The organism is Acinetobacter sp. AS23 (genome assembly GCF_023612055.1).
Classification (GTDB): Bacteria; Pseudomonadota; Gammaproteobacteria; order Pseudomonadales; family Moraxellaceae; genus Acinetobacter; species Acinetobacter oleivorans.
Map to the genome: position 1 here is coordinate 512,409 of NZ_CP082274.1, position 19,956 is coordinate 532,364.

Consider the following 19,956-nt stretch of genomic DNA (forward strand, 5'->3'; position numbering starts at 1 on the left):
ATTTTTAAACAAAATAATGAGAAATAAGATGGCAAGTAATCAACAGGATGATGAGCGTGTCGTGAAAATAGGTTGTGCTTCAGGATTTTGGGGAGACACCAATACTGCCGCTTTCCAATTAATACATCTAACCGATATTAATTATTTGGTTTTTGATTATTTGTCAGAGATCACCATGTCGATTATGGCAAAAGCGAAGATGGTGGAACCAAAACATGGTTACGCTTTAGATTTTGTCAGCCGAGTGATGGCACCTCTACTTAAAAAAATTGCAGAGAAAAAGATTAAGGTGATTAGTAATGCTGGTGGTGTTAATCCATTGGCGTGTCGAGATGCCTTGCAAAAAATAATTAAAGAATATGGTCTAGATCTGAAAGTTGCCGTGGTTTTAGGCGATGATCTTTTAGCGCAGCATGAACAACTCAAACAGCAAAATATTCAGGAAATGTTTAGCGGTGAAGCTTTGCCAGAACAGGTGGCAAGCAGTAATGCTTATTTAGGTGCGGTGGCTATTCGCGATGCTTTAAATTTAGGCGCAGATATTGTGATTACTGGTCGAGTAGTTGATTCGGCAGTGGTGCTTGCCCCTTTACTTCATGAATATCAATGGTCTTTAGATGACTACGATAAGTTGGCACAAGGTTCCTTGGCAGGTCATGTCATTGAATGTGGTGCGCAATGTACAGGCGGTAATTTTACCGATTGGCAATTGGTACAAGGCTTCGACAACATGGGGTTTCCAGTGGTTGAAGTGAGTGAAGATGGTTCATTCGTTGTGACCAAACCACAAGGGACAGGTGGTCTGGTTTCTACCGCCACGGTTGCTGAGCAAATTGTGTATGAAATTGGCAATCCTCAAGCATATTTACTACCCGATGTAATTGCTGATTTTAGTCAGGTGCATTTAGAACAAGTCGGGGAGCATCGAGTTCGTGTGACGGGTGCAAAAGGACAAGCACCGACTACACAATATAAAGTCAGTGCGACTTATCCAGATGGTTATCGGGTTTTAGTCAGTTTCCTCATAGCAGGCCGTGAAGCACCACAAAAAGCACAAGTCATTACCGATGCGATTTTGACTAAGTGCGAACGTGTTTTAGCAATGCGTTCGGTGCCGCCATTTAGTGAAAAGTCGGTTGAAATCTTAGGTATTGAAAGTACTTATGGAGCACATGCTCAGGCTTTAAATAGTCGTGAAGTTGTGGTCAAAATAGCTGTAAAACACATGTTTAAAGAGGCATGTATGTTCTTTGCATCTGAAATTGCTCAGGCCTCTACAGGCATGGCTCCAGCCTTAGCAGGAATTGTTGGAGGTCGACCAAAAGCATCTCCAGTGATTAAATTATTTTCATTTTTAATTGATAAAAATCAGATCAATGTCGAAATCGATTTTGATGGGAGCCGCTATCTGGTTGAGATTCCTCGGGACACTTCTACAGAGCAATTCAATACTTTAGCAGCGGGTGAAAGTGCTGTTTATCAAGGGAATGAAATTGAAGTTCCTTTGATTGAAATTGCGCATGCCCGCAGTGGTGATAAAGGCAATCATAGCAATATCGGTGTGATTGCGCGTAAAGCAGAATATTTACCATGGATTCGTGCAGCACTGACTGAACAGACGGTTGCAAGTTATATGCAGCATGTCTTGGATGCAGAGAAAGGGCGAGTAATTCGTTATGAGTTACCGGGTTTAAATGCACTGAATTTTATGTTGGAGAATGCCTTGGGCGGCGGCGGTGTTGCAAGCTTACGTATCGACCCACAAGGTAAAGCATTTGCACAACAATTATTGGATATGCCTGTAAAAGTTCCGGCACATCTTTTAGAAAAATAAAATGAATGGATGAAACAAAGATGAGTTATCAATCAATTTTTAGACCAGATGCTTTTGCTAATAAAGTCATTATTGTGACAGGTGGAGGCTCAGGAATTGGTCGTTGTACTGCACATGAGCTTGCTGCTCTTGGTGCTCAAGTGGTGATTACAGGACGCAAAATTGAGAAATTAGAGAAAGTAAGCCAAGAAATTATAGAAGATGGTGGTCAGATTCATTTCATTGTTTGTGATAACCGTGAAGAAGAACAAGTGAAAAATATGATTGCCGAAGTGATAGAGAAATTTGGCAAGCTCGATGGTCTTGTAAATAATGCGGGTGGTCAGTTTCCATCAGCTTTAGAGAATATCTCAGCAAATGGTTTCGATGCAGTCGTGCGTAATAATTTACACGCAACTTTCTATTTAATGCGTGAAGCTTATAACCAATGGATGGCAAAACATGGTGGCAGTATTGTCAATATGACTGCTGATATGTGGGGCGGCATGCCGGGGATGGGACATTCAGGGGCGGCGCGTTCAGGGGTTGATAACTTAACTAAAACAGCATCGGTTGAGTGGGGCAAATCTGGCGTTCGTGTAAATGCGGTTGCACCAGGATGGATTGTGTCATCCGGTATGGATAATTATAGCGGGGATTTTGCCAAAGTAATTATTCCAAGTCTTGCTGGCAATGTACCGCTAAAACGTATGGGAACAGAGTCGGAAGTCTCATCGGCGATTTGTTATTTACTATCTGATGCTGCAGCTTTTGTTTCTGGTGTGACGTTACGTATTGATGGTGCTGCATCACAAGGGACACGCATGTATCCACTAGCTGAGGCGACAAATAGTCAGTCTTATAATGGTTTCCATCGCGCGTTTATTCCTGAAATTTTTCAGAAAAAAACTGAGGCTGAGGAGGAATAACAGTGACTATTCTCCAATCCGAAATTGCTGTTGGTAGTGAACAGTATCAAAAGAATAAAGAGGCATTGCTTACTCAACTGAGTGAAGTCCGTGCAATTCAGCAAAAAAGCATTGATAAATCATATGTTGCCAAACCGAAATTCGATAAAAAGGGCAAGATTCTGCCGCATGAGCGGGTGCGGTTATTGCTCGATGCTGATTCGCCTTTTATCGAACTATGCGGTTTGGTTGGCTACAACATGCATGATGATAAGGATGGCTCCGAAGCTGGTGGTAGTGTAATTGCTGGGATTGGTTTTGTCAGTGGTGTGCGTTGTTTAGTCTCTGCAAGTAATAGTGCAATTAAAGGTGGGACTATGTCACCCATGGGTGTGCAGAAAACCTTACGTCTACAAAAAATTGCCTTAGAACAAAAACTCCCGCTGATTACGCTGACCGAAAGTGGTGGCGCTAATCTTAATTATGCTGCTGAAGTATTTACCTATGGCGGTATGACTTTTGCCAATCAGGCACGTCTTTCAGCGGCAGGTATTCCACAGCTTGCAGTTGTTCATGGTAATGCAACAGCAGGAGGAGCTTATCAACCCGGTCTTTCCGATTATGTCATTGCTGTACGCAAACAAACCGAAATGCTTCTTGCAGGTCCACCTTTACTTTTAGCTGCGACTGGTGAAGTAGCAACAGCTGAAGAGTTGGGCGGAGCAGAAATGCATTCGCAGGTTGCCGGAACAGCAGAATATTTAGCAGAAAATGACGCTGATGGTATTCGACTTGCACGTGAAATTTTTGAACATCTGAACTGGAAAGAGCAAATCAAACCAGTTGAAACGATTTATAAAGAACCTCGTTACGATGCCGATGAACTGTTGGGTGTGATTCCAAATGACCCTAAACAACCATTTAACATGAAAGAAGTGGTTGCGCGCATTATTGACGATTCAGATTTTCTAGAATTTAAACAGGAATATGATGATTTAACGGTATGTGGCTGGGCAAAAATTGGAGGCTTGCATATTGGCATTATCACCAATAATGGTCCGATTACCCCTCAAGGAGCAGCGAAAGCAGCTCAGTTTATACACCTGTGTGAACAGACCAAACGTCCATTATTGTTCTTGCATAACACCACAGGTTTTATGGTAGGAACCGATGCCGAGCAAAATGGCATTATCAAGCATGGCTCGAAACTGATTCAAGCTGTTGCGAATTGTTCTGTACCTAAAATTTCGATTGTTGTGGCAGGCTCATATGGTGCAGGTAACTACGCAATGTGTGGTCGGAGTTTATCGCCAGACTTTATTTTTGCATGGCCAAATTCGCATGTTGCTGTAATGGGCGCTGCACAAGCTGGAAAGGTATTACGCATTGTGGCTGAAGGAAAGCAAAAAGCTTCTGGTCAGGAGCCTAATCCGCAAATGCTCGATTTTCTTGAGCAAAGTACGGCCATGAAGTTAGAGCAGCAATCTACCGCGCTTTTCAATACAGCTATGCTACATGACGACGGCATTATTGACCCGCGAGATACTCGAAAATTATTAATTTTCCTTTTACAAACCATTTATGAAGCACAGCAACGAGAGCTAAATCCAACTCGTTTTGGTGTGTCCCGTTTTTAATCAACCTTTACCGCAATTAAAAAAATTAATAGGAATAACATCATGAAATTTACTGCCGAACATGAAGCATTGCGCCGCACAGCTCGTCAATTTGTTCAAAATGAGCTGAATCCATATATTCCAGAATGGGAAGCTGCGGGGCAGTTCCCAATCCACGATGTATTTAAAAAAATGGGTGATCTTGGTTTATTAGGAATTTGTAAGCCTGAGGAAAATGGTGGTTTGGCATTAGATTATTCGTATAACCTTGTAGTTGCAGAAGAAATTGGATATGCCGCTTGTGGCGGGGTACCTTTGGCGATTGGTGTGCAAACCGATATGGCAACACCTGCTTTGGCGCGGTTTGGTAGCAAAGAATTACGTGATGAATTTTTAACACCAGCGATTGCTGGGGAATATGTGGCATCGATTGCAGTATCAGAAGTACATGCTGGTTCGGATGTTGCTGCTATTAAAACGACTGCTAAAAAAGATGGCGATGACTATGTCATTAACGGCAGCAAAATGTGGATTACAAACTCATTGCAGGCCGACTTCTTTTGTCTTTTAGCCAATACGTCTGATGATAAACCACACATTAATAAGTCGATGATTATCGTACCTGCAAAAACCAAAGGGATTAGTTTTTCAGAGCCACTTAATAAATTAGGGATGCGTTCAACGACCACAGCGCAGGTTTATTTAGACAATGTACGTGTACCACAGCGTAACTTAGTGGGTGTCGAAGGCATGGGCTTCATGATGCAAATGATGCAATTTCAGGAAGAGCGCCTATGGGCTTGTGCCAATGCGATTGGTGGGTTGGAAAATTTAATCCAAAAGACCATCGACTATACAAAAGAGCGGACCACTTTTGGTCAACCCCTCATTAATAACCAATATATCCATTTTCGTTTTGCCGAACTCATGACCGAAGTGGAAGCGCTTAAAGCCTTAACCTATCAAGCGTGTGAACAGCATATTGCTGGTGAAGATGTGACCAAGCTGGCATCTATGGCAAAACTTAAAGCTGGACGTTTAACTCGTGAAGTTGCCGATAGTTGTCTGCAATACTGGGGTGGCAACGGCTTTATGTGGGATAACCCTGCATCACAGCTGTATCGTGATGGCCGTTTAGGCTCTATTGGCGGTGGGGCAGATGAGATTATGTTGGGGATTATCTGCAAACTTATGGATATCTTGCCAAAAAAACAAAAATAAGGAATCAGCCATGACACTTTCAGCATCTCTACAAGTTTTAGATATTGATGACAGCATTCAATTAGAACAAGACGGCAATATTTTATATCTCTGGTTAAATCGACCGGAGAGCCGTAATGCCATGAACTTGAAGATGGTCAATGCCATTCAACAAGTCTTTAATGCCATTCGCGATGACCTTTCAATTCGTGCGGTAATTATCCGTGGGGAAGGCGGAACCTTTTGTGCAGGTGGTGATATTAAAGATATGACTGCTTTACGCGTTGAAGCAACTAACGTTGGTAGCCTGCAACCTTATACTGATTTTAACCGCCGTTTTGGTGCCATGCTTGAGCAAGTTGAAGCTGCTCCGCAAACGGTTGTAGTGATTTTAGAAGGTGCTGTTTTAGGTGGTGGTTTTGGTTTGGCCTGTGTTTCCGATGTTGCGATTAGTCGTGACAATGCCCAGTTTGGTTTACCTGAAACAGGGCTTGGTGTGATTCCTGCACAAATTGCTCCTTTTGTGGTGAAACGTATTGGTCTGACTCAGGCGCGCCGACTTGCTTTACTCGGCATGCGTTTTGAGGGCCATACAGCACTTAGTACCGGAGTGGTTCATCAAATTGCACATAATGAAATCGAATTAGAGCAAGCTCTAGAGGAAACCATTCAACACATTAAACGAGCAGCTCCTCAAGCTTCGCGTGTGACTAAAGCACTGTTACATCGAACACTCAATGAGCCTTTGAGTGATTTACTAGATGATGCTGCACAGCAGTTTGCCCAAGCGGTTGGTGGGGCTGAAGGACAAGAGGGAACGATGGCTTTTATCCAGAAACGGTTGCCAAACTGGGCTGATGAGCCATAAGAGATAAGGATAAAAATAATGAAATTTTCAAAAGTACTGGTTGCCAATCGTGGTGAAATTGCAGTTCGAGTCATGCAAACTGCTAAGGCAATGGGTTATCAAACTGTCTCAGTTTATTCTGATGTTGACCGTAACGCTCGCCATGTGCAAGAGGCGGATGAAGCTGTTTATATTGGTGCTTCAAAAGTATCTGACTCTTATCTTTCAATTGCCAAAATAATAGATGCATGTAAAAAAACTGGGGCGGACGCTGTGCATCCGGGTTATGGTTTTTTGTCTGAAAATACTGATTTTGCTCAGGCATGTATCGATAACCAGATTACCTTTATTGGGCCTACTGCTTCTGCAATTGAGTTAATGGGCAGTAAACGCCTTTCAAAAATTGCCATGATTGAAGCAGGTGTTCCTTGTGTGCCGGGTTACGAAGGTGATCGTCAAGACCTTGAATATTTAGCAGCACAAGCAGAACAGATTGGCTTTCCAATGATGGTCAAAGCTTCTGCTGGTGGCGGCGGCCGCGGAATGCGTTTGGTACAGCAAGCATCCGAATTGGTTGAGGCATTGCAAACTGCACGTTCCGAAGCTGAAAATGCATTTGGTTCTGGCGAGCTCATTTTAGAAAAAGCAGTTATTGCTCCGCGTCATGTCGAAATTCAGGTTTTTGGTGATACTCACGGTAATTATGTTTATTTGTTTGAGCGTGATTGTTCGATTCAACGCCGTCACCAAAAGGTTGTTGAAGAAGCACCATGTCCTGTCATGACGCCTGAATTGCGTCAGAAAATGGGTGAGGCTGCTGTAGCAGCGGCTAAAGCATGTGCTTATGTCGGGGCTGGTACAGTTGAGTTTTTGCTAGATGCATCGGGTGCATTTTATTTTTTAGAAATGAATACCCGTTTACAGGTAGAGCATCCTGTCACTGAACTCATTACTGGATTAGACTTGGTTGAATGGCAGTTACGTGTCGCGAATGGTGAGCAGTTACCGTTAAAGCAACAAGAATTGATCTTACATGGACATGCGATCGAAGTGCGTTTGTATGCAGAAGACCCACGTCAAGATTTCTTACCACAAACAGGCCAAGTCTTACGTTGGCAGCCAGCAACATTGCCAAATGTACGAATAGATCATGGTATGTTGGCAACTGATGAAGTTAGCCCTTTTTATGACCCTATGGTGGCGAAAGTGATCGCATACGGTAAAACCCGTGAGGATGCAATTCGCTTACTTGCTCGTGCCGTAGATGATTGTATTTTGCTAGGTGTAAACAGTAATAAACAATTTTTGGTCAATTTATTACGCCATCCAGTCGTTGTTGCTGGTGATACTAATACTGCATTCATTCAACAGCATTTTCAAAACGACAGCAGTCTACATAAGCAGGTTCTATCTTTAGAAACCTTAGCTATTGCTGCGGCATTATTTAGCCAAAGCAAAGGAACTGTGGCATGGCAAACGGGTCTTGGCGTGTCGTTACCTTTGACGTTGAAATATGATGAACAGCAAATTCAATTGCAGCTTTCATCTGTAAATAACACGTTTACGGCACAGCTTTGTGATCAAACAGTTTGTATTGAAGTTCTTGAGAGAACGCCAGAGCAATTAGTTTATTTAATTGATGGTGTACGTCGCCGTGTGCAATATGTATTAGATGGTGATCAGCTTTACTTAGATCGAGAGAATGGCAATGTTCCGATACGAAATGTGACTTATGCTGCCCCTGAAATAGCTGATGTCGCTGGTGATGGCAATATTCGTGCGCCGATGGATGGCGCTGTGGTAAATATTTTGGTTAATAAAGGCGATCAAGTCGTGAAAGGTCAAACTTTATTAGTGCTTGAGGCTATGAAAATCCAGCAACAGATTAAATCTGATGTGGATGGTATAGTTGAAGATGTGTTAGGGCAGCAAGGACAGCAAGTCAAAAAACGGCAGATGTTATTTAGTATTCAAATTTAATTAAAAAACCGCTCTATTTGAGCGGTTTTTATTTTCGATCAGAAATCTTGATTTATTCTCCATCTGCCTCTGCAATCAACTGACTTGCTTTTTTTAGGCTATACAAGAGTTGTCCTAAAAGTACCTCCTTATTGCTGAGCGTGACCATGACCATTGGGTGATGAGTTGCTGGAATAGCCGTCAGAATAGCCTTACCATTATCTGCATCTAAAGTAATATTGTTACAGCCAGTGAGCTGAATCTCTTTTAAAAATGCAGTGACCATTGCCAAAATTGAGCTACTCACTGCTGCTAACTTGGTGGTGTTATGGTAGTTTTTATGACTTACTGTTGCTAATTCAAAACCATCAGAAGAGCAAATCATGACAAAATCTACACCACGCGTATTCATCAAAATATTATGAGCTTCAGTTTTTGCTAGCTGTAGCAATTGTGTCGGTGCGGTGCGTTTCTGAGTTGGAATACTAAGCATGATCATTCCCTTGAGATGTTAAGCCTACTTTGACTTCAAGTGATGCAATTAATGATTCGACCATCATTAAAATTTGTTCTTGCTCGCGTGCATCAATAAAAAACAACGGATATGACAGTCCATTTGCTTTTATCCAATGACGATATTGTTGAAGTGACGATTCTTTATTTTCGTCAACATGAGTAATACCAATCGCAATATTATCGTTATAATTTTTAAAAGTTTCTAAGTAGCTTTCTAGCTCATCAATCGGATTAGGACTATTGTGATCTAATAATAAAATAACACCGATTGCACCTTCACAAATGACCGACCATATAAAATCAAAACGGCTTTGTCCTGGGGTGCCATAGAGTCCGATTTTGATTCCATCATCTAAAGTAATTTCACCATAATCAATGCCTACAGTGGTCTGGGTTTTCTGGTGGCTTTGTACATCAGTGTTGAATGCTTCTGTTTCCAGAATTGGAATTTCAGATAGCGACTTAATCGCTTCTGTTTTACCTGCCCCCATACTACCTGCAAAAACAATTTTATATTGCTGTATAATCATAACTTCCCTTAAAGGCCAAAACGCCGTCTAATCTTCCCTATAAAATTTTTAAAAAAATGATTGTCTGTATTTGAATTTTCTAAATAAGAATTTGGGGCGTAAGCACATTTATTCGCAGAAATAAACTTTCCATTATTTGCCATTAAACAAGCAGTAACGAAGCGTAAAACATCATCAATTGATACGTTAAGCTGGTTAGCCACATCAGTAATTTTTGCTCCCTGTATAAAACAAGCAGAGAGTTGTAGGCTCACTTTTCTATATTCTTTTTGGTAGGGTTGTGGCCAATGATCAATTTTAAAATATCTATCTTCTGTAGCTAGATTTCCAAAGTTTTGTGAATGCCAAATCAAATTCCATAGCCAGTCCTGCAAATAGTAGTTTTTTTTACGAGACACTTTGGTGAAGTCGGAGGTTTTAGCAAAAGTGAAATTAAAGCTTTGATTGGTTTGAGTTTGTTGGCGTGATGGTTCCAACCAAGCCATCTGAGTCCTGTTATCAATAATGGCGAGTGTGCCTTTATCATCAAAAAGGTATAGTTTGGCATGTTCTGGGCTGTGCAAATTCCTAATAAATTTATCATCAATGAGTATGAGCTCATTTGATAAATCTGAAACTACAACAGTCTTCTTTTGGTTTAAATAAGATATTAGGTTTATTTGTAGCCAGTCTAATAGAGATTCTACTTTTTCTAGTGGCAGATGCAGGGTATGTTCATCTAGTTGATATCTATTTTGTGAAGGAGTTTTAGTAATTTTTAAATAAGGACATCTTTTCTTTTTAAGAATATTTTGAATATTATCTGAATCAAAAAAGTTTTCATTAATTAATAATAGATCAATATGACTGTTAGAAATATTAACCCAATTAATACTATACTCATTAGATATTAACTTTCTGATTAAAGTTTTTAATTCATCTAAAACTTTTAAGCTTAAACCAGTAGTAGCAATATTTATGTAATTCCCATCCATAGTATCACATTAAGTTTTATTGATTAATATAATAGTTTTAATATGCTTTTTATAATAAATATAAAAAGCATATCTTAGATGAATTAGCTAAAGTCTAGCTCTTTTTCAAATGACTTTAACTCATGACGAGCCATAGCCAAGTTCGATTTAGCACGATCAAGTACTAAGTAAAGGAATAAATTATTATTACTTTCTAGAGGTCGAATTAAGTGGTAAGCCTTACCCAATGTAATTAAAATGTCTTCAATATTGTCATTTAATTTTAACGCATTGGCGATATTTCGCTTTGCGCGAACTACTTCTGTATTTCCAGCAGCCGCCAATTCTAAATCAATTTCCCCACCACCTTGTGTTGCAAGTGATAATCCACTTTCTGAATCAACAAGTGCAGAAGCAATAAAACCATCAATTTCAGTTAAGCTATCTAAAGAAAGTTTAGCCATGTTTTTATCTCTCAGGATTCTAAAGTTATATTTACTACTTTTTCCTAAAAGTAGTTAAAATTCATTATATTTCTGAACAATTTGAAGTCAATTAATCAAGTAAATTGAGAGGTTTCAGTTTTGGGAAAGAAGTGACGTAAAATGTCAGATTAGAAAAAATATTATAAGATTATTTATACATTATACTTTTAAGACTGAGATGAGGTTTACATTATATATTTTTAAATTTAGCTAAAGTAATTGTAATAGAATATTAATACAATATTGATTAATAAATTATTTTAATTTTAATCGAAAAAGGGGAATAAAAAAAATTCCCCTTTTTATAACAATGATTAAACTAAACGAGTTGTGTGTAAATACAATAGAGATAGCCCAAAATTGCTAAAGCAACGACAGGGGCAATAATCTTTGACCATGTAGGTACTGAACTCTCAGTAGCTTGTTCGTCAATATGCAAATCGTCATGATGAGGTTGGGCTTGGTGAACCATTTGGTTGAACTCCTTCATTGTTGTATCCAATGATAGCTCTTCTTGTTCCACAGGTTTAGAACCAATTAACTCATTTAGGTGGTTTGTTGACCAAACCCAATCTTCTGCCTGACCAGATAAATGTTCTACTTGGCCTAAAATTAATTCTTTTAAGCCATTATGCCCAAAACCACCTGTTTCATCGAGTTGGTTAAGTTCTGCTAACTGCAAAGTTAAAATTTCAGAAATACTCTGTTCTAGCTCCGAATTTTTTAAGGCCGACTGATTATGCTTAGACGTTGTTAAATGACGAGCAACTTCTTGAATATAAAGTGGATCTGAAGTTTTGATTTCTTGATAAATCTTATTGTCATCTTGGCGCCATAAACTAATCAGTTTTCCAAGCGTAAGAATATTCACCTCATCAATCAGTTTATTTTTTTCATTAACTGGATATTGATTTAAAAGCTGAGGCTTTTGAATTTTTATCTGCTCAGCAAAGTATTGGACTAAATCAAATGCCATGCTTTCTTCCTCTAAATTTAATCTAAAATTCTTAACGTTGGTTTTTTCTTAGTTGATGTTGTTTCAATTGTTTCTTGTACTTCAGACTCTACTGTATTTTCTACAGGCGCTACATTGGCATATTCTTCAGGATCAAAAAATAAACCTTGTCCATTCTCACGTGCATAAATACCTAGAACAGCTTGAATAGGTACATAAATGTCTTTTGATGCTCCCCCGAAACGAGCAGAAAAAGTAATGGCTTCATTTCCAATAATAAGTTGATGAACAGCATGAGGCACGATATTTAAAACGATTTGGCCATCTTTAACAAATTGCTGTGGAACATCAGTATGTGGCTGTGTCGCATCTACTAATAGATAAGGAGTAAGTTGGTTATCACAAATCCATTCATAGATTGCACGAGCAAGATAAGGACGTGTAGGGGTTAAATCAATAGTTTGCTCAGACATATCACACTATTCCATATTTAATAGTTCATTGTAACGGTTTTTCTCTTGAGCCGTCATTGATTTAGCAAAAGAAGGTCTCTCAAAGATACGTTTACAATACAAAAGTATCGGTCGGCAATGCTGTTTGGGTAAATCGATTCCCATGCTATTTAATCTTAAAAAGATAGGTGCAAGCATACAGTCCAAAATTGTGAAATTTTCAGACATGAAATAGGGAAAGTGCTGAAATAGGGGAGTAAGTGAAATTAAAGTTTCACGTAATTCTTTTTGAGCTTTTTGCTTTTGTTCGATATTTAAAGAATCAGCATGTTTTAACATGTGATCTGCTAACTTAAACCAGTCGTTTTCAAGTCTCCAGATATATTGACGCTGCTCTGCACGCATCATTGGAGCATCTGCGTAAAGCTTACTTTGGCGATAACGATCATCTAAATATTCAGCAATAATTGGTGCTGAAAATAATTTAAGATTTTGCTCGACCAGCATTGGCAATTGGTTATAAGGATTCAAACTTGCCAAATCTTCGTCTTCATGGTCAGTTATGATCAATTGATATTTGATTTGCTTTTCTGCTAATAGAAAACGAATCCAGTGAGAACGGAAATCATCAGCATGACTGTAAAGGGTAATCCCCTGAATAGAGGTGTTTTCGACCGACATATCACAAGACGACGTGGTTGAGTGAATCGATTAGGATACTAAAAATGCTCTAGGAAATCACGGTTCTAAAGAGATAGTTTGTTTATATTTATAAGTTTGCATTTTATTGTTCGATTTTCATAATAAAAAAGCCTTGGAAAAATCCAAGGCTTTTTGTCCAACTCGATAAACGAATTAACGTTTAGAGAATTGAGGACGCTTACGAGCTTTACGTAAACCAAGTTTCTTACGTTCAACTTCACGAGCATCACGAGTAACGAAACCAGCTTGACGAAGAACAGGTTTTAAAGTTTCGTCAGCAGCGATAAGCGCACGAGTAATACCGTGACGGATCGCGCCAGCTTGACCACCGATACCACCACCTTTAACAGTGATGTAAAGGTCAAACTTTTCAGTAACTTCTAAAAGTTCTAAAGGTTGACGAACAACCATACGAGCAGTTTCACGACCGAAATATTGCTCTAAAGTACGGTTGTTAATAACGAGTTTGCCTGTACCAGCAGACAAGAAAACACGTGCAGTTGCGGTCTTACGGCGACCTGTACCATAATTAGTAGCCATGTGCTGTATCCCTTAGATGTCCAAAACTTGTGGCTGTTGAGCAGCATGCGGATGCTCAGTACCAGCGTACACTTTCATTTTTTTGATCATTGCATAACCAAGAGGACCTTTTGGTAACATGCCTTTAACTGCTTTTTCAAGAACAGCTTCAGGCTTGTGAGCAATTAACTTCTCGAAGTTAGTCTCACGGATACCACCAGGGAAACCAGTATGGCGATAATATTTCTTATCAAGCGCTTTTTTACCAGTCACTTGAACTTGTTCAGCATTAATCACAACGATGTAATCGCCAGTGTCAACGTGAGGAGTATAAGAAGTTTTGTGCTTACCGCGTAAACGACGAGCGATTTCAGTCGCAAGGCGACCTAAAGTTTTGCCAGAAGCATCAACAACATACCAGTCATGTTGAACTTCAGCTGGCTTAGCGCTGAGAGTTTTCATTAAACCACTACCTATTATAGTTGGTTTGGACTATGGAATCTGTCCAAACAAAAGGAGCGAGCATTCTAAACGAGTTTGTTCAAAGTCACAAGAAAAATCCAGTTTAAGCCAGATAATTTAATCCATAAACCGATGAATGCGGGATATGTTAAAATCAAACAAATTTTAGTTATGTGTCTGGGGTGATTGTGCTGCCTTTATATGTCACTTCCGGTGAGCCGGCTGGTATTGGTCCAGATATTTGCTTGAGCTTGGCTCAGCGAGTTGATGTGCGCCCTGTAGTTGTTTTGGGTGACCAAAATTTATTAGAACAACGTGCCCAGAAACTAGGGGTAGATATTCAATTTATACAATATACGGGACAAGCTGAATCAACATCTATAGGTGAGCTTTATATAGAGCATGTACCTTTAGAAACGGTGGTTGTTGATGGCCAATTAAATTCAGCTAATGCTGCTTATGTATTAGAACAATTACGCCGCTCAGCTGATTATGCAATGTCTGGTAAAAGTGTTGGGGTAGCGACGGCACCAGTGCAAAAATCGGTCATTAATGATGCAGGCATTTTGTTTAGTGGTCACACTGAATACTATCAAGAATTTGCAGGGGTAGAGCGCGTTGTCATGATGCTTGCAACCAAGACTCTGCGCGTTGCTTTAGCGACTACGCATTTGCCTTTAAGAGATGTTGCCGATGCAATTACCAAGGAACGGTTACATCAAGTCATTGATATTTTAATACATGATTTAAAAACTAAATTTAAGATCGTTGATCCGCGCATATTGGTGTGTGGCTTAAATCCTCATGCGGGGGAAGATGGCTATTTGGGCCGTGAAGAGATTGATACCATTAATCCGGTACTCGAAACTTATCGAGCGCAAGGAATTAAAATGAGCCTAAGCTTGCCTGCGGATACCTTATTTACCCCTGAGCATCTTAAAAATGCTGATGCTGTACTCGCTATGTACCATGATCAAGGTTTACCTGTGTTAAAATCACAAGGGTTTGGTGAGGCCATCAATATTACATTGGGTTTGCCATTCATCCGAACCTCGGTCGATCATGGCACGGCATTGTCGTTGGCTGGGACTGGTTTGGCAAAAAGCTCAAGTTTAAATGTCGCTGTCGATTTAGCGTTATCTTTGGCAGCGAGCTAAATTTTTCATGTTGGAAATGTTATATGTATCAAATTAATGCCCTAAACCCGAAAGATGAAGGGCATAAAGCTCGTAAACGTTTTGGTCAAAACTTCTTACATGATCAGCGAGTCATTGCCAAAATCGTGCGCTCGGTGAATCCGCGTGCGGGTGAAAATGTTGTTGAAATTGGACCTGGTTTGGCTGCTTTAACTTCTCCTTTAATTGGAGAGTGTGATGCATTAACAGTGGTTGAGCTAGATCGTGATTTAGCAGCAGGCTTGCCAGAACGCGTTCCACATCCTGAACGTTTAACTATTATCGAAGCTGATGCATTAAAATATGATTTTAATGAACTGGTAAAAGATGGTCGACCATTACGTGTGGTTGGTAATTTACCTTATAACATTTCAACTCCATTACTTTTCCATCTCTTGGAATTTGGCAGTAAAGTTAAAGACATGCACTTTATGCTGCAAAAAGAGGTGGTTGAACGTATTACCGCTGAACCAAACACAAAAGAATATGGACGCTTGTCGGTAATGATTCAGTATTATTGCCAACCTACATTTTTATTTGAAGTACCAGCTGGTGCATTTAACCCACCGCCTAAAGTAACGAGTGCTGTTTTCCGCCTTGTTCCATATGAACAAAAACCAATTATTGCAAAAGATGAAAAAGCTTTAGCTCGTTTGGTTGCTCATGTATTTACCCAACGCCGTAAAACCTTAAGAAATAGTCTTAAAGGTATGATCGCTGAAGATGGCTTTGAAAAAGCAGGCGTTGATCCAATGGCTCGTCCGGAAACATTAACACTTGCTCAATTTGTTGCTTTAGCCGATCAAATGGTGGCATAAATGACTAAACGTTTTAATTATGTGATTGGCGATGTACAAGGGTGTTTTGAAGGTCTGAAGGCCTTACTTAAAGAAATACGTTTTGATCCAGACCAAGATTTTTTGTGGTTTGCAGGTGATTTGGTCGCTCGTGGCGAAAACTCAGTGGGTGCCTTACGGTTTGTTAAAAAACTTGCTGATCGCGGCGCTGCTGCAACTGTACTTGGTAATCATGATCTGACTTTAGTGGCTGGTGCGCGTGGTTTAAAAGAGATTAAAGAAAAAGATCGTACGCAAGACGTTATTGATGCAATTGATGGCGATGAGTTAATCGACTGGTTGCGGAAACAACCTTTATGTTTATTCCCGAACGAGCACACAATTCTTACTCATGCAGGTATACCTTGTATTTGGGATGCACAAAAGACTGCAACGCTTGCAAAAGAGGTTGAGGCAGTACTCTCTCATCAAGACTTATCTGTATTGGACGCTTTTTTGGCAGAAATGTATGGTTCAAAACCAGATTTGTGGGAAGATGACTTAACGGGTTCAGCTCGTTTACGTTGTATTACTAATTATTTGACCCGTATGCGTTTAACCAACGCAGAAGGGGCTTTAGAGTTTAGTTTTAAAGATGCTCTGGATGCGCCAATGCCAGAAGGTTATTTACCTTGGTTTGAATTTCCGAGCAAAGCGGCAAAAACTCATCAAATTATTTTTGGTCATTGGGCTGCGCTCGAGGGCAGAACCATTAATGATCAGATTCAAAATATTGATGGCGGCTGTGTTTGGGGCAGAAAATTAATGGCTTATCGCCTTGAAGATAAAGAAATCTTTGCTGTGGAAAATCCAGTGATGTAATAAAAAAGCCGCTTATGCGGCTTTTTTATTTTTAACTTTTATTCTACACGTAACCAAATTTGGTTACGGCCTAATGCTGAAACGCCAAGATATCCACGCATATGAAGACGTTTACCAGTTGCACTAAGTTTTGCTTTAAGCCCGTAAACTTTACCAGTATTAGGATCTAAAATTTTCCCACCTGTATAATTAAGATCATCTGTTTGTTTTAAGCCAGTTGCAATATCCAATCCTATAATTGGTTTATTGGTATACGGCGAAGGGCAGTTATCACAAATCTCTTTAGGGGTATAACCTGGGCGTGGTGTAACCTTGATAATCTTTCCAGCATATGTCCCATTTGCTTCTTTTCGTATTTCTACCTGTGCTTTGGGAGCACCAGTTTTATCATCAATTGTTTGCCAAAGACCTGTAATGTCTGCTGCAAACGTAGCAGTGTTGATCCCCAGTAAGAGCAGAGCTCCAATAAAATTTTTCCCCATGATTAAAAATCCTTTTAACATTGAAAGGTCATCTTATTTCGAATTGATATACCGTTCAATGTTTATTTAATAGGCTTCTTAATTATGGTGTGCCAAGTGACAACATTAATGTAGGTAACCAAATTGCAGTAAATACGCCGTTTAAAGCCATACCAAATGCAGCGTAGCGACCTGCAACAGGTCCGCGTTGCCAAGCTTGAGCTGTTCCTATGGCATGTGCAGCTAAACCTAGGGCTAATCCAGATGCTCTTTCATCATGAATATGCTTAAGTAAAAATGGTGAAAAAGCTGCTCCAATAACGCCAGATAAAATAACAATAAGCGTTACCAGCGTTTCAGGAGCATGCAATAAGGTTGCGATATTTAAGGCGATGGGGGTGGTCACCGCGCGGGTTGCAAATGCAAGAATGGTAGGTTCCGACATATGTAACAAGTAAGCGAGGCCCATAGGCAAAGCAACGGCGCTAATACTTGCAAAAAGTAAAATCCCAATGACTGATTTAATTGGAAGATCATCGTAACGCATTGCAGCTAAAGGAATGGCTAAGGCTACTGTGACATAACCTAATAGATGACCAAATAAGTCATTCACATAAAGACGATATTGTTCATAAGGAACTTGTAAAACTGAAAGTAATGCAATGACAATGAACATGCCGAAAACTAAAAGTGGAATTTGTGGAAAGCGTCGGTTTAAAGGTTTTGCACATAGATAACCAATAAGTGTGATCAAAAAACCGTAGAAAATCGTAAACATTTTATTCTCCTTATAACCAACGCTTTGCCATTTTTGCATAGACCCACAAAGGTATAAGGGTGCTGACCACTAAAACAAAAAGGAATAGTGGAATTTCTTTACCCATATGCACCAACATAATTAAGGAGCCAGCACAAACAGGTAGAAAAGCAAAACCACTTTCTTTCATGATTTTATTATTCGTATCGACTATCCGAAGAGGGATTTTTTTGAACTTTCTCCAAATAATCAAAACAGTGAGTAAGCTGATTAACCCGACCAGATTACCTAATTCTGGATGACCAAAAGCAGGCATGACGATGACAGAGCCTTCACGAAAACCAATAATGAGTAGTAACGTTGCTACCCATGCTGTCCAGTCTATACTTTTGATCTTATCCATATTTTTTATCTCTAAAAGTTTACTTATCGAGTTTTAACTGATCTCGCCCTTGATTTCAAACTCTTCCAATGGTCGCTTAAATTGATTAGCGCGTTCTCCCAAGATTTCTTCTAAGGGCAGTTTTGCTTGGCGAATAAGCTTTTCCAGCTTATGTGGTGCAATACGTACATCAATATGTAATAAGCCTGCCTCATCGTAGTGTTCAGACTCAATTACATTTAAGGCATAAAGCTGTGTGCGAAATTTGCCATAAGCAGGTTTAAGAATCAGAGAAAACTTTTGAATTTGTCCCATTAAACATTCTTGTACTGCTTTTTGAAGTAACTCTAGACCAAGGCCAGCGTGAGCAGAAACATAAACTCGATCTGGTACATGTGGTTCGGCATAAACAATTTTGGCTTCTTCACCACTCAGGTCAATTTTGTTGTATACCCGAAGTACTGGAGCATCTGCACCAATCTCTTTTAAAACGCTTTCAACTGCTTCAATTTGATCAAGCATGTCATGACTATTACTATCAATGACATGTAGTAAAAGCGTGGCTTCAAGCGTTTCTTCAAGTGTTGCTTTGAATGATTCAATTAAATCATGCTGTAAGTTTCGTACAAAACCTACCGTATCTGCGAGCACGACAGTACCAATACCATCCCATTCCAAACGACGTAATGTTGGGTCGAGTGTTGCAAACAGTTGATCGGCTGCGTAGACATCACTTTTCGCTAAAATATTAAATAAAGTTGATTTCCCAGCATTGGTATAGCCTACTAACGACACAGTTGGAATGGCTGCCTTTTGTCTTGCAGCACGTCCTTGTATACGGGTTTGATGTACCTTTTCTAATTTATCTTTTAATTGGGCAATACGTACACGAATGAGACGACGATCTGTTTCTAGTTGCGTTTCACCAGGACCACGTAAGCCAATACCACCTTTTTGTTGTTCAAAGTCGGCTGACCAACCACGAATAAGACGGGTAGATAAATGTTTAAGCTGTGCAAGTTCGACCTGTAATTTACCTTCATGCGTACGGGCACGTAGGGCAAAAATATCTAAAATTAATCCTGTACGATCAATGACTCGGCATTTTAATATTCTTTCTAAATTTCGTTCTTGAGCGGGTGACAAAGCATGGTCAAAAATCACCAGACTTGCTTCTAGTTCCTGAACTCGCTCTGCAATTTCTTCGACTTTTCCTGAACCAATAAAAAATTTAGGATTGGGTTTATTTCGCTGAACCTTAATATGTTCAAGGATATCTGCACCAGCAGACTGTGCAAGTAGAGCAAACTCTTCGGCATCCAGATCATCTAATAATTGTACTGAAACACTCACTAAAATTGTGCGTTCACCGCCTTGATGCCGATCAACATATTCCACGTGGTTGTAAATCCTGAAAATGGGAAAACTTTATTCTAGATGAAACTTATGCAAAAGGGGAAAGCGTTTGTTCTTATCCTTTAGATTAGTTAAATGCTGTTAGAGGTGTCTGAATTTATTTTTTCCCATTCTCTATCATCAATGCAAGTTTATTCTGAAACGTATAGAATGCTTGAGATGGGTATAACAATGATTGATCGTTAGTGAA

Annotated in this window: 22 protein-coding genes; 9 read left to right on the forward strand and 13 right to left on the reverse strand. The window is 39.7% G+C overall.

Going from position 1 to position 19,956, the window contains the following annotated elements; all coding sequences use genetic code 11:
- Positions 1–28: 28 nt before the first annotated feature.
- From K6I41_RS02515 to K6I41_RS02540, 6 genes are read left to right on the forward strand one after another with little or no spacing between them, the layout of a single operon-like run.
- The gene (locus tag K6I41_RS02515) at positions 29–1,834 is read left to right on the forward strand and encodes an acyclic terpene utilization AtuA family protein (protein ID WP_250375140.1); all 1,806 of its coding nucleotides are present in this window, start codon (positions 29–31) and stop codon (positions 1,832–1,834) included.
- A 20-nt stretch (positions 1,835–1,854) separates the two neighbouring features.
- On the forward strand, positions 1,855–2,742 hold the full coding sequence (locus K6I41_RS02520; protein ID WP_200029531.1) for an SDR family oxidoreductase: 888 nt from the start codon (positions 1,855–1,857) through the stop codon (positions 2,740–2,742).
- Between the two features lie 2 nt (positions 2,743–2,744).
- On the forward strand, positions 2,745–4,358 hold the full coding sequence (locus K6I41_RS02525; protein WP_250375141.1) for an acyl-CoA carboxylase subunit beta: 1,614 nt from the start codon (positions 2,745–2,747) through the stop codon (positions 4,356–4,358).
- A gap of 42 nt (positions 4,359–4,400) precedes the next feature.
- Positions 4,401–5,558 (forward strand): acyl-CoA dehydrogenase family protein, encoded by a 1,158-nt coding sequence (locus tag K6I41_RS02530; protein WP_250375142.1) that lies wholly within the window; start codon positions 4,401–4,403, stop codon positions 5,556–5,558.
- Positions 5,559–5,568: 10 nt separating this feature from the next.
- Positions 5,569–6,405: an enoyl-CoA hydratase/isomerase family protein gene (locus K6I41_RS02535; protein WP_250375143.1), complete on the forward strand. Its 837-nt coding sequence runs from the start codon at positions 5,569–5,571 to the stop codon at positions 6,403–6,405.
- 18 nt (positions 6,406–6,423) lie between these two features.
- A complete protein-coding gene (locus tag K6I41_RS02540; RefSeq protein ID WP_250375144.1) occupies positions 6,424–8,364 on the forward strand; it encodes an acetyl/propionyl/methylcrotonyl-CoA carboxylase subunit alpha in 1,941 nt (646 codons plus the stop codon).
- 52 nt (positions 8,365–8,416) lie between these two features.
- Here the strand turns inward: K6I41_RS02540 and K6I41_RS02545 are convergent, their stop codons facing one another.
- From K6I41_RS02545 to rplM, 9 genes are all read right to left on the reverse strand, one after another.
- Positions 8,417–8,836 (reverse strand): roadblock/LC7 domain-containing protein, encoded by a 420-nt coding sequence (locus K6I41_RS02545; RefSeq protein WP_004796294.1) that lies wholly within the window; start codon positions 8,834–8,836, stop codon positions 8,417–8,419.
- The gene (locus K6I41_RS02550; protein WP_049838415.1) at positions 8,829–9,389 is read right to left on the reverse strand and encodes a GTP-binding protein; all 561 of its coding nucleotides are present in this window, start codon (positions 9,387–9,389) and stop codon (positions 8,829–8,831) included. Before K6I41_RS02550 ends, K6I41_RS02545 begins: the two co-directional genes overlap by 8 nt.
- An 8-nt stretch (positions 9,390–9,397) precedes the next feature.
- Positions 9,398–10,363 carry a hypothetical protein gene (locus tag K6I41_RS02555; RefSeq protein ID WP_005299889.1) on the reverse strand — a complete coding sequence of 322 codons (966 nt, stop codon included), beginning with the start codon at positions 10,361–10,363 and terminating at the stop codon, positions 9,398–9,400.
- 83 nt (positions 10,364–10,446) lie between these two features.
- Positions 10,447–10,806: a roadblock/LC7 domain-containing protein gene (locus K6I41_RS02560; protein WP_005299893.1), complete on the reverse strand. Its 360-nt coding sequence runs from the start codon at positions 10,804–10,806 to the stop codon at positions 10,447–10,449.
- Positions 10,807–11,146: 340 nt separating this feature from the next.
- Positions 11,147–11,803, reverse strand: a complete 657-nt coding sequence (locus K6I41_RS02565; RefSeq protein ID WP_151822953.1) for a hypothetical protein — start codon at positions 11,801–11,803, stop codon at positions 11,147–11,149.
- A gap of 17 nt (positions 11,804–11,820) precedes the next feature.
- Positions 11,821–12,255 carry a ClpXP protease specificity-enhancing factor gene (locus K6I41_RS02570; RefSeq protein ID WP_005299900.1) on the reverse strand — a complete coding sequence of 145 codons (435 nt, stop codon included), beginning with the start codon at positions 12,253–12,255 and terminating at the stop codon, positions 11,821–11,823.
- Positions 12,256–12,261: 6 nt separating this feature from the next.
- Positions 12,262–12,915 (reverse strand): glutathione S-transferase N-terminal domain-containing protein, encoded by a 654-nt coding sequence (locus K6I41_RS02575; RefSeq protein ID WP_005299902.1) that lies wholly within the window; start codon positions 12,913–12,915, stop codon positions 12,262–12,264.
- Between the two features lie 174 nt (positions 12,916–13,089).
- Positions 13,090–13,476, reverse strand: coding sequence for a 30S ribosomal protein S9 (rpsI, locus tag K6I41_RS02580; protein WP_002048725.1), 387 nt, complete (start codon positions 13,474–13,476; stop codon positions 13,090–13,092).
- Positions 13,477–13,488: 12 nt separating this feature from the next.
- Positions 13,489–13,917: a 50S ribosomal protein L13 gene (gene rplM / locus K6I41_RS02585; protein ID WP_003656097.1), complete on the reverse strand. Its 429-nt coding sequence runs from the start codon at positions 13,915–13,917 to the stop codon at positions 13,489–13,491.
- Between the two features lie 173 nt (positions 13,918–14,090).
- On the opposite strand from rplM, the gene pdxA reads away from it, so the two are divergent.
- From pdxA to K6I41_RS02600, 3 genes are read left to right on the forward strand one after another with little or no spacing between them, the layout of a single operon-like run.
- Positions 14,091–15,074, forward strand: coding sequence for a 4-hydroxythreonine-4-phosphate dehydrogenase PdxA (pdxA, locus tag K6I41_RS02590; RefSeq protein WP_250375145.1), 984 nt, complete (start codon positions 14,091–14,093; stop codon positions 15,072–15,074).
- Positions 15,075–15,097: 23 nt separating this feature from the next.
- Entirely contained in the window at positions 15,098–15,910 is an 813-nt protein-coding gene (rsmA, locus tag K6I41_RS02595; protein WP_005299908.1) for a 16S rRNA (adenine(1518)-N(6)/adenine(1519)-N(6))-dimethyltransferase RsmA, read from the forward strand.
- Positions 15,911–16,750: a symmetrical bis(5'-nucleosyl)-tetraphosphatase gene (locus tag K6I41_RS02600; RefSeq protein WP_250375146.1), complete on the forward strand. Its 840-nt coding sequence runs from the start codon at positions 15,911–15,913 to the stop codon at positions 16,748–16,750. It begins immediately after the preceding gene.
- Positions 16,751–16,788: 38 nt separating this feature from the next.
- Here K6I41_RS02600 and K6I41_RS02605 read toward each other — a convergent pair whose 3' ends face one another.
- The 4 genes from K6I41_RS02605 to hflX form a co-directional block, all read right to left on the reverse strand.
- Complete coding sequence (locus tag K6I41_RS02605; protein ID WP_250375744.1) at positions 16,789–17,232, reverse strand: DUF2147 domain-containing protein; 444 nt, start codon at positions 17,230–17,232, stop codon at positions 16,789–16,791.
- An 82-nt stretch (positions 17,233–17,314) separates the two neighbouring features.
- Entirely contained in the window at positions 17,315–17,989 is a 675-nt protein-coding gene (locus K6I41_RS02610) for an LrgB family protein (RefSeq protein ID WP_250375147.1), read from the reverse strand.
- A 10-nt stretch (positions 17,990–17,999) separates the two neighbouring features.
- Positions 18,000–18,371, reverse strand: a complete 372-nt coding sequence (locus K6I41_RS02615) for a hypothetical protein (RefSeq protein WP_250375148.1) — start codon at positions 18,369–18,371, stop codon at positions 18,000–18,002.
- Between the two features lie 33 nt (positions 18,372–18,404).
- On the reverse strand, positions 18,405–19,748 hold the full coding sequence (hflX, locus tag K6I41_RS02620; protein ID WP_250375149.1) for a ribosome rescue GTPase HflX: 1,344 nt from the start codon (positions 19,746–19,748) through the stop codon (positions 18,405–18,407).
- Positions 19,749–19,956 lie beyond the last annotated feature (208 nt).

Bases quoted from the DNA above. Each gene is read 5' to 3' on its own strand.
- K6I41_RS02515 (WP_250375140.1), top strand. From the start codon at position 29: ATGGCAAGTAATCAACAGGATGATGAGCGTGTCGTGAAAATAGGTTGT.
- K6I41_RS02520 (WP_200029531.1), top strand. From the start codon at position 1,855: ATGAGTTATCAATCAATTTTTAGACCAGATGCTTTTGCTAATAAAGTC.
- K6I41_RS02530 (WP_250375142.1), top strand. From the start codon at position 4,401: ATGAAATTTACTGCCGAACATGAAGCATTGCGCCGCACAGCTCGTCAA.
- K6I41_RS02535 (WP_250375143.1), top strand. From the start codon at position 5,569: ATGACACTTTCAGCATCTCTACAAGTTTTAGATATTGATGACAGCATT.
- K6I41_RS02540 (WP_250375144.1), top strand. From the start codon at position 6,424: ATGAAATTTTCAAAAGTACTGGTTGCCAATCGTGGTGAAATTGCAGTT.
- K6I41_RS02545 (WP_004796294.1), bottom strand. From the start codon at position 8,836: ATGCTTAGTATTCCAACTCAGAAACGCACCGCACCGACACAATTGCTA.
- K6I41_RS02550 (WP_049838415.1), bottom strand. From the start codon at position 9,389: ATGATTATACAGCAATATAAAATTGTTTTTGCAGGTAGTATGGGGGCA.
- K6I41_RS02555 (WP_005299889.1), bottom strand. From the start codon at position 10,363: ATGGATGGGAATTACATAAATATTGCTACTACTGGTTTAAGCTTAAAA.
- K6I41_RS02560 (WP_005299893.1), bottom strand. From the start codon at position 10,806: ATGGCTAAACTTTCTTTAGATAGCTTAACTGAAATTGATGGTTTTATT.
- K6I41_RS02565 (WP_151822953.1), bottom strand. From the start codon at position 11,803: ATGGCATTTGATTTAGTCCAATACTTTGCTGAGCAGATAAAAATTCAA.
- K6I41_RS02570 (WP_005299900.1), bottom strand. From the start codon at position 12,255: ATGTCTGAGCAAACTATTGATTTAACCCCTACACGTCCTTATCTTGCT.
- K6I41_RS02575 (WP_005299902.1), bottom strand. From the start codon at position 12,915: ATGTCGGTCGAAAACACCTCTATTCAGGGGATTACCCTTTACAGTCAT.
- rpsI (WP_002048725.1), bottom strand. From the start codon at position 13,476: ATGGCTACTAATTATGGTACAGGTCGCCGTAAGACCGCAACTGCACGT.
- rplM (WP_003656097.1), bottom strand. From the start codon at position 13,917: ATGAAAACTCTCAGCGCTAAGCCAGCTGAAGTTCAACATGACTGGTAT.
- rsmA (WP_005299908.1), top strand. From the start codon at position 15,098: ATGTATCAAATTAATGCCCTAAACCCGAAAGATGAAGGGCATAAAGCT.
- K6I41_RS02600 (WP_250375146.1), top strand. From the start codon at position 15,911: ATGACTAAACGTTTTAATTATGTGATTGGCGATGTACAAGGGTGTTTT.
- K6I41_RS02605 (WP_250375744.1), bottom strand. From the start codon at position 17,232: ATGGGGAAAAATTTTATTGGAGCTCTGCTCTTACTGGGGATCAACACT.
- K6I41_RS02610 (WP_250375147.1), bottom strand. From the start codon at position 17,989: ATGTTTACGATTTTCTACGGTTTTTTGATCACACTTATTGGTTATCTA.
- K6I41_RS02615 (WP_250375148.1), bottom strand. From the start codon at position 18,371: ATGGATAAGATCAAAAGTATAGACTGGACAGCATGGGTAGCAACGTTA.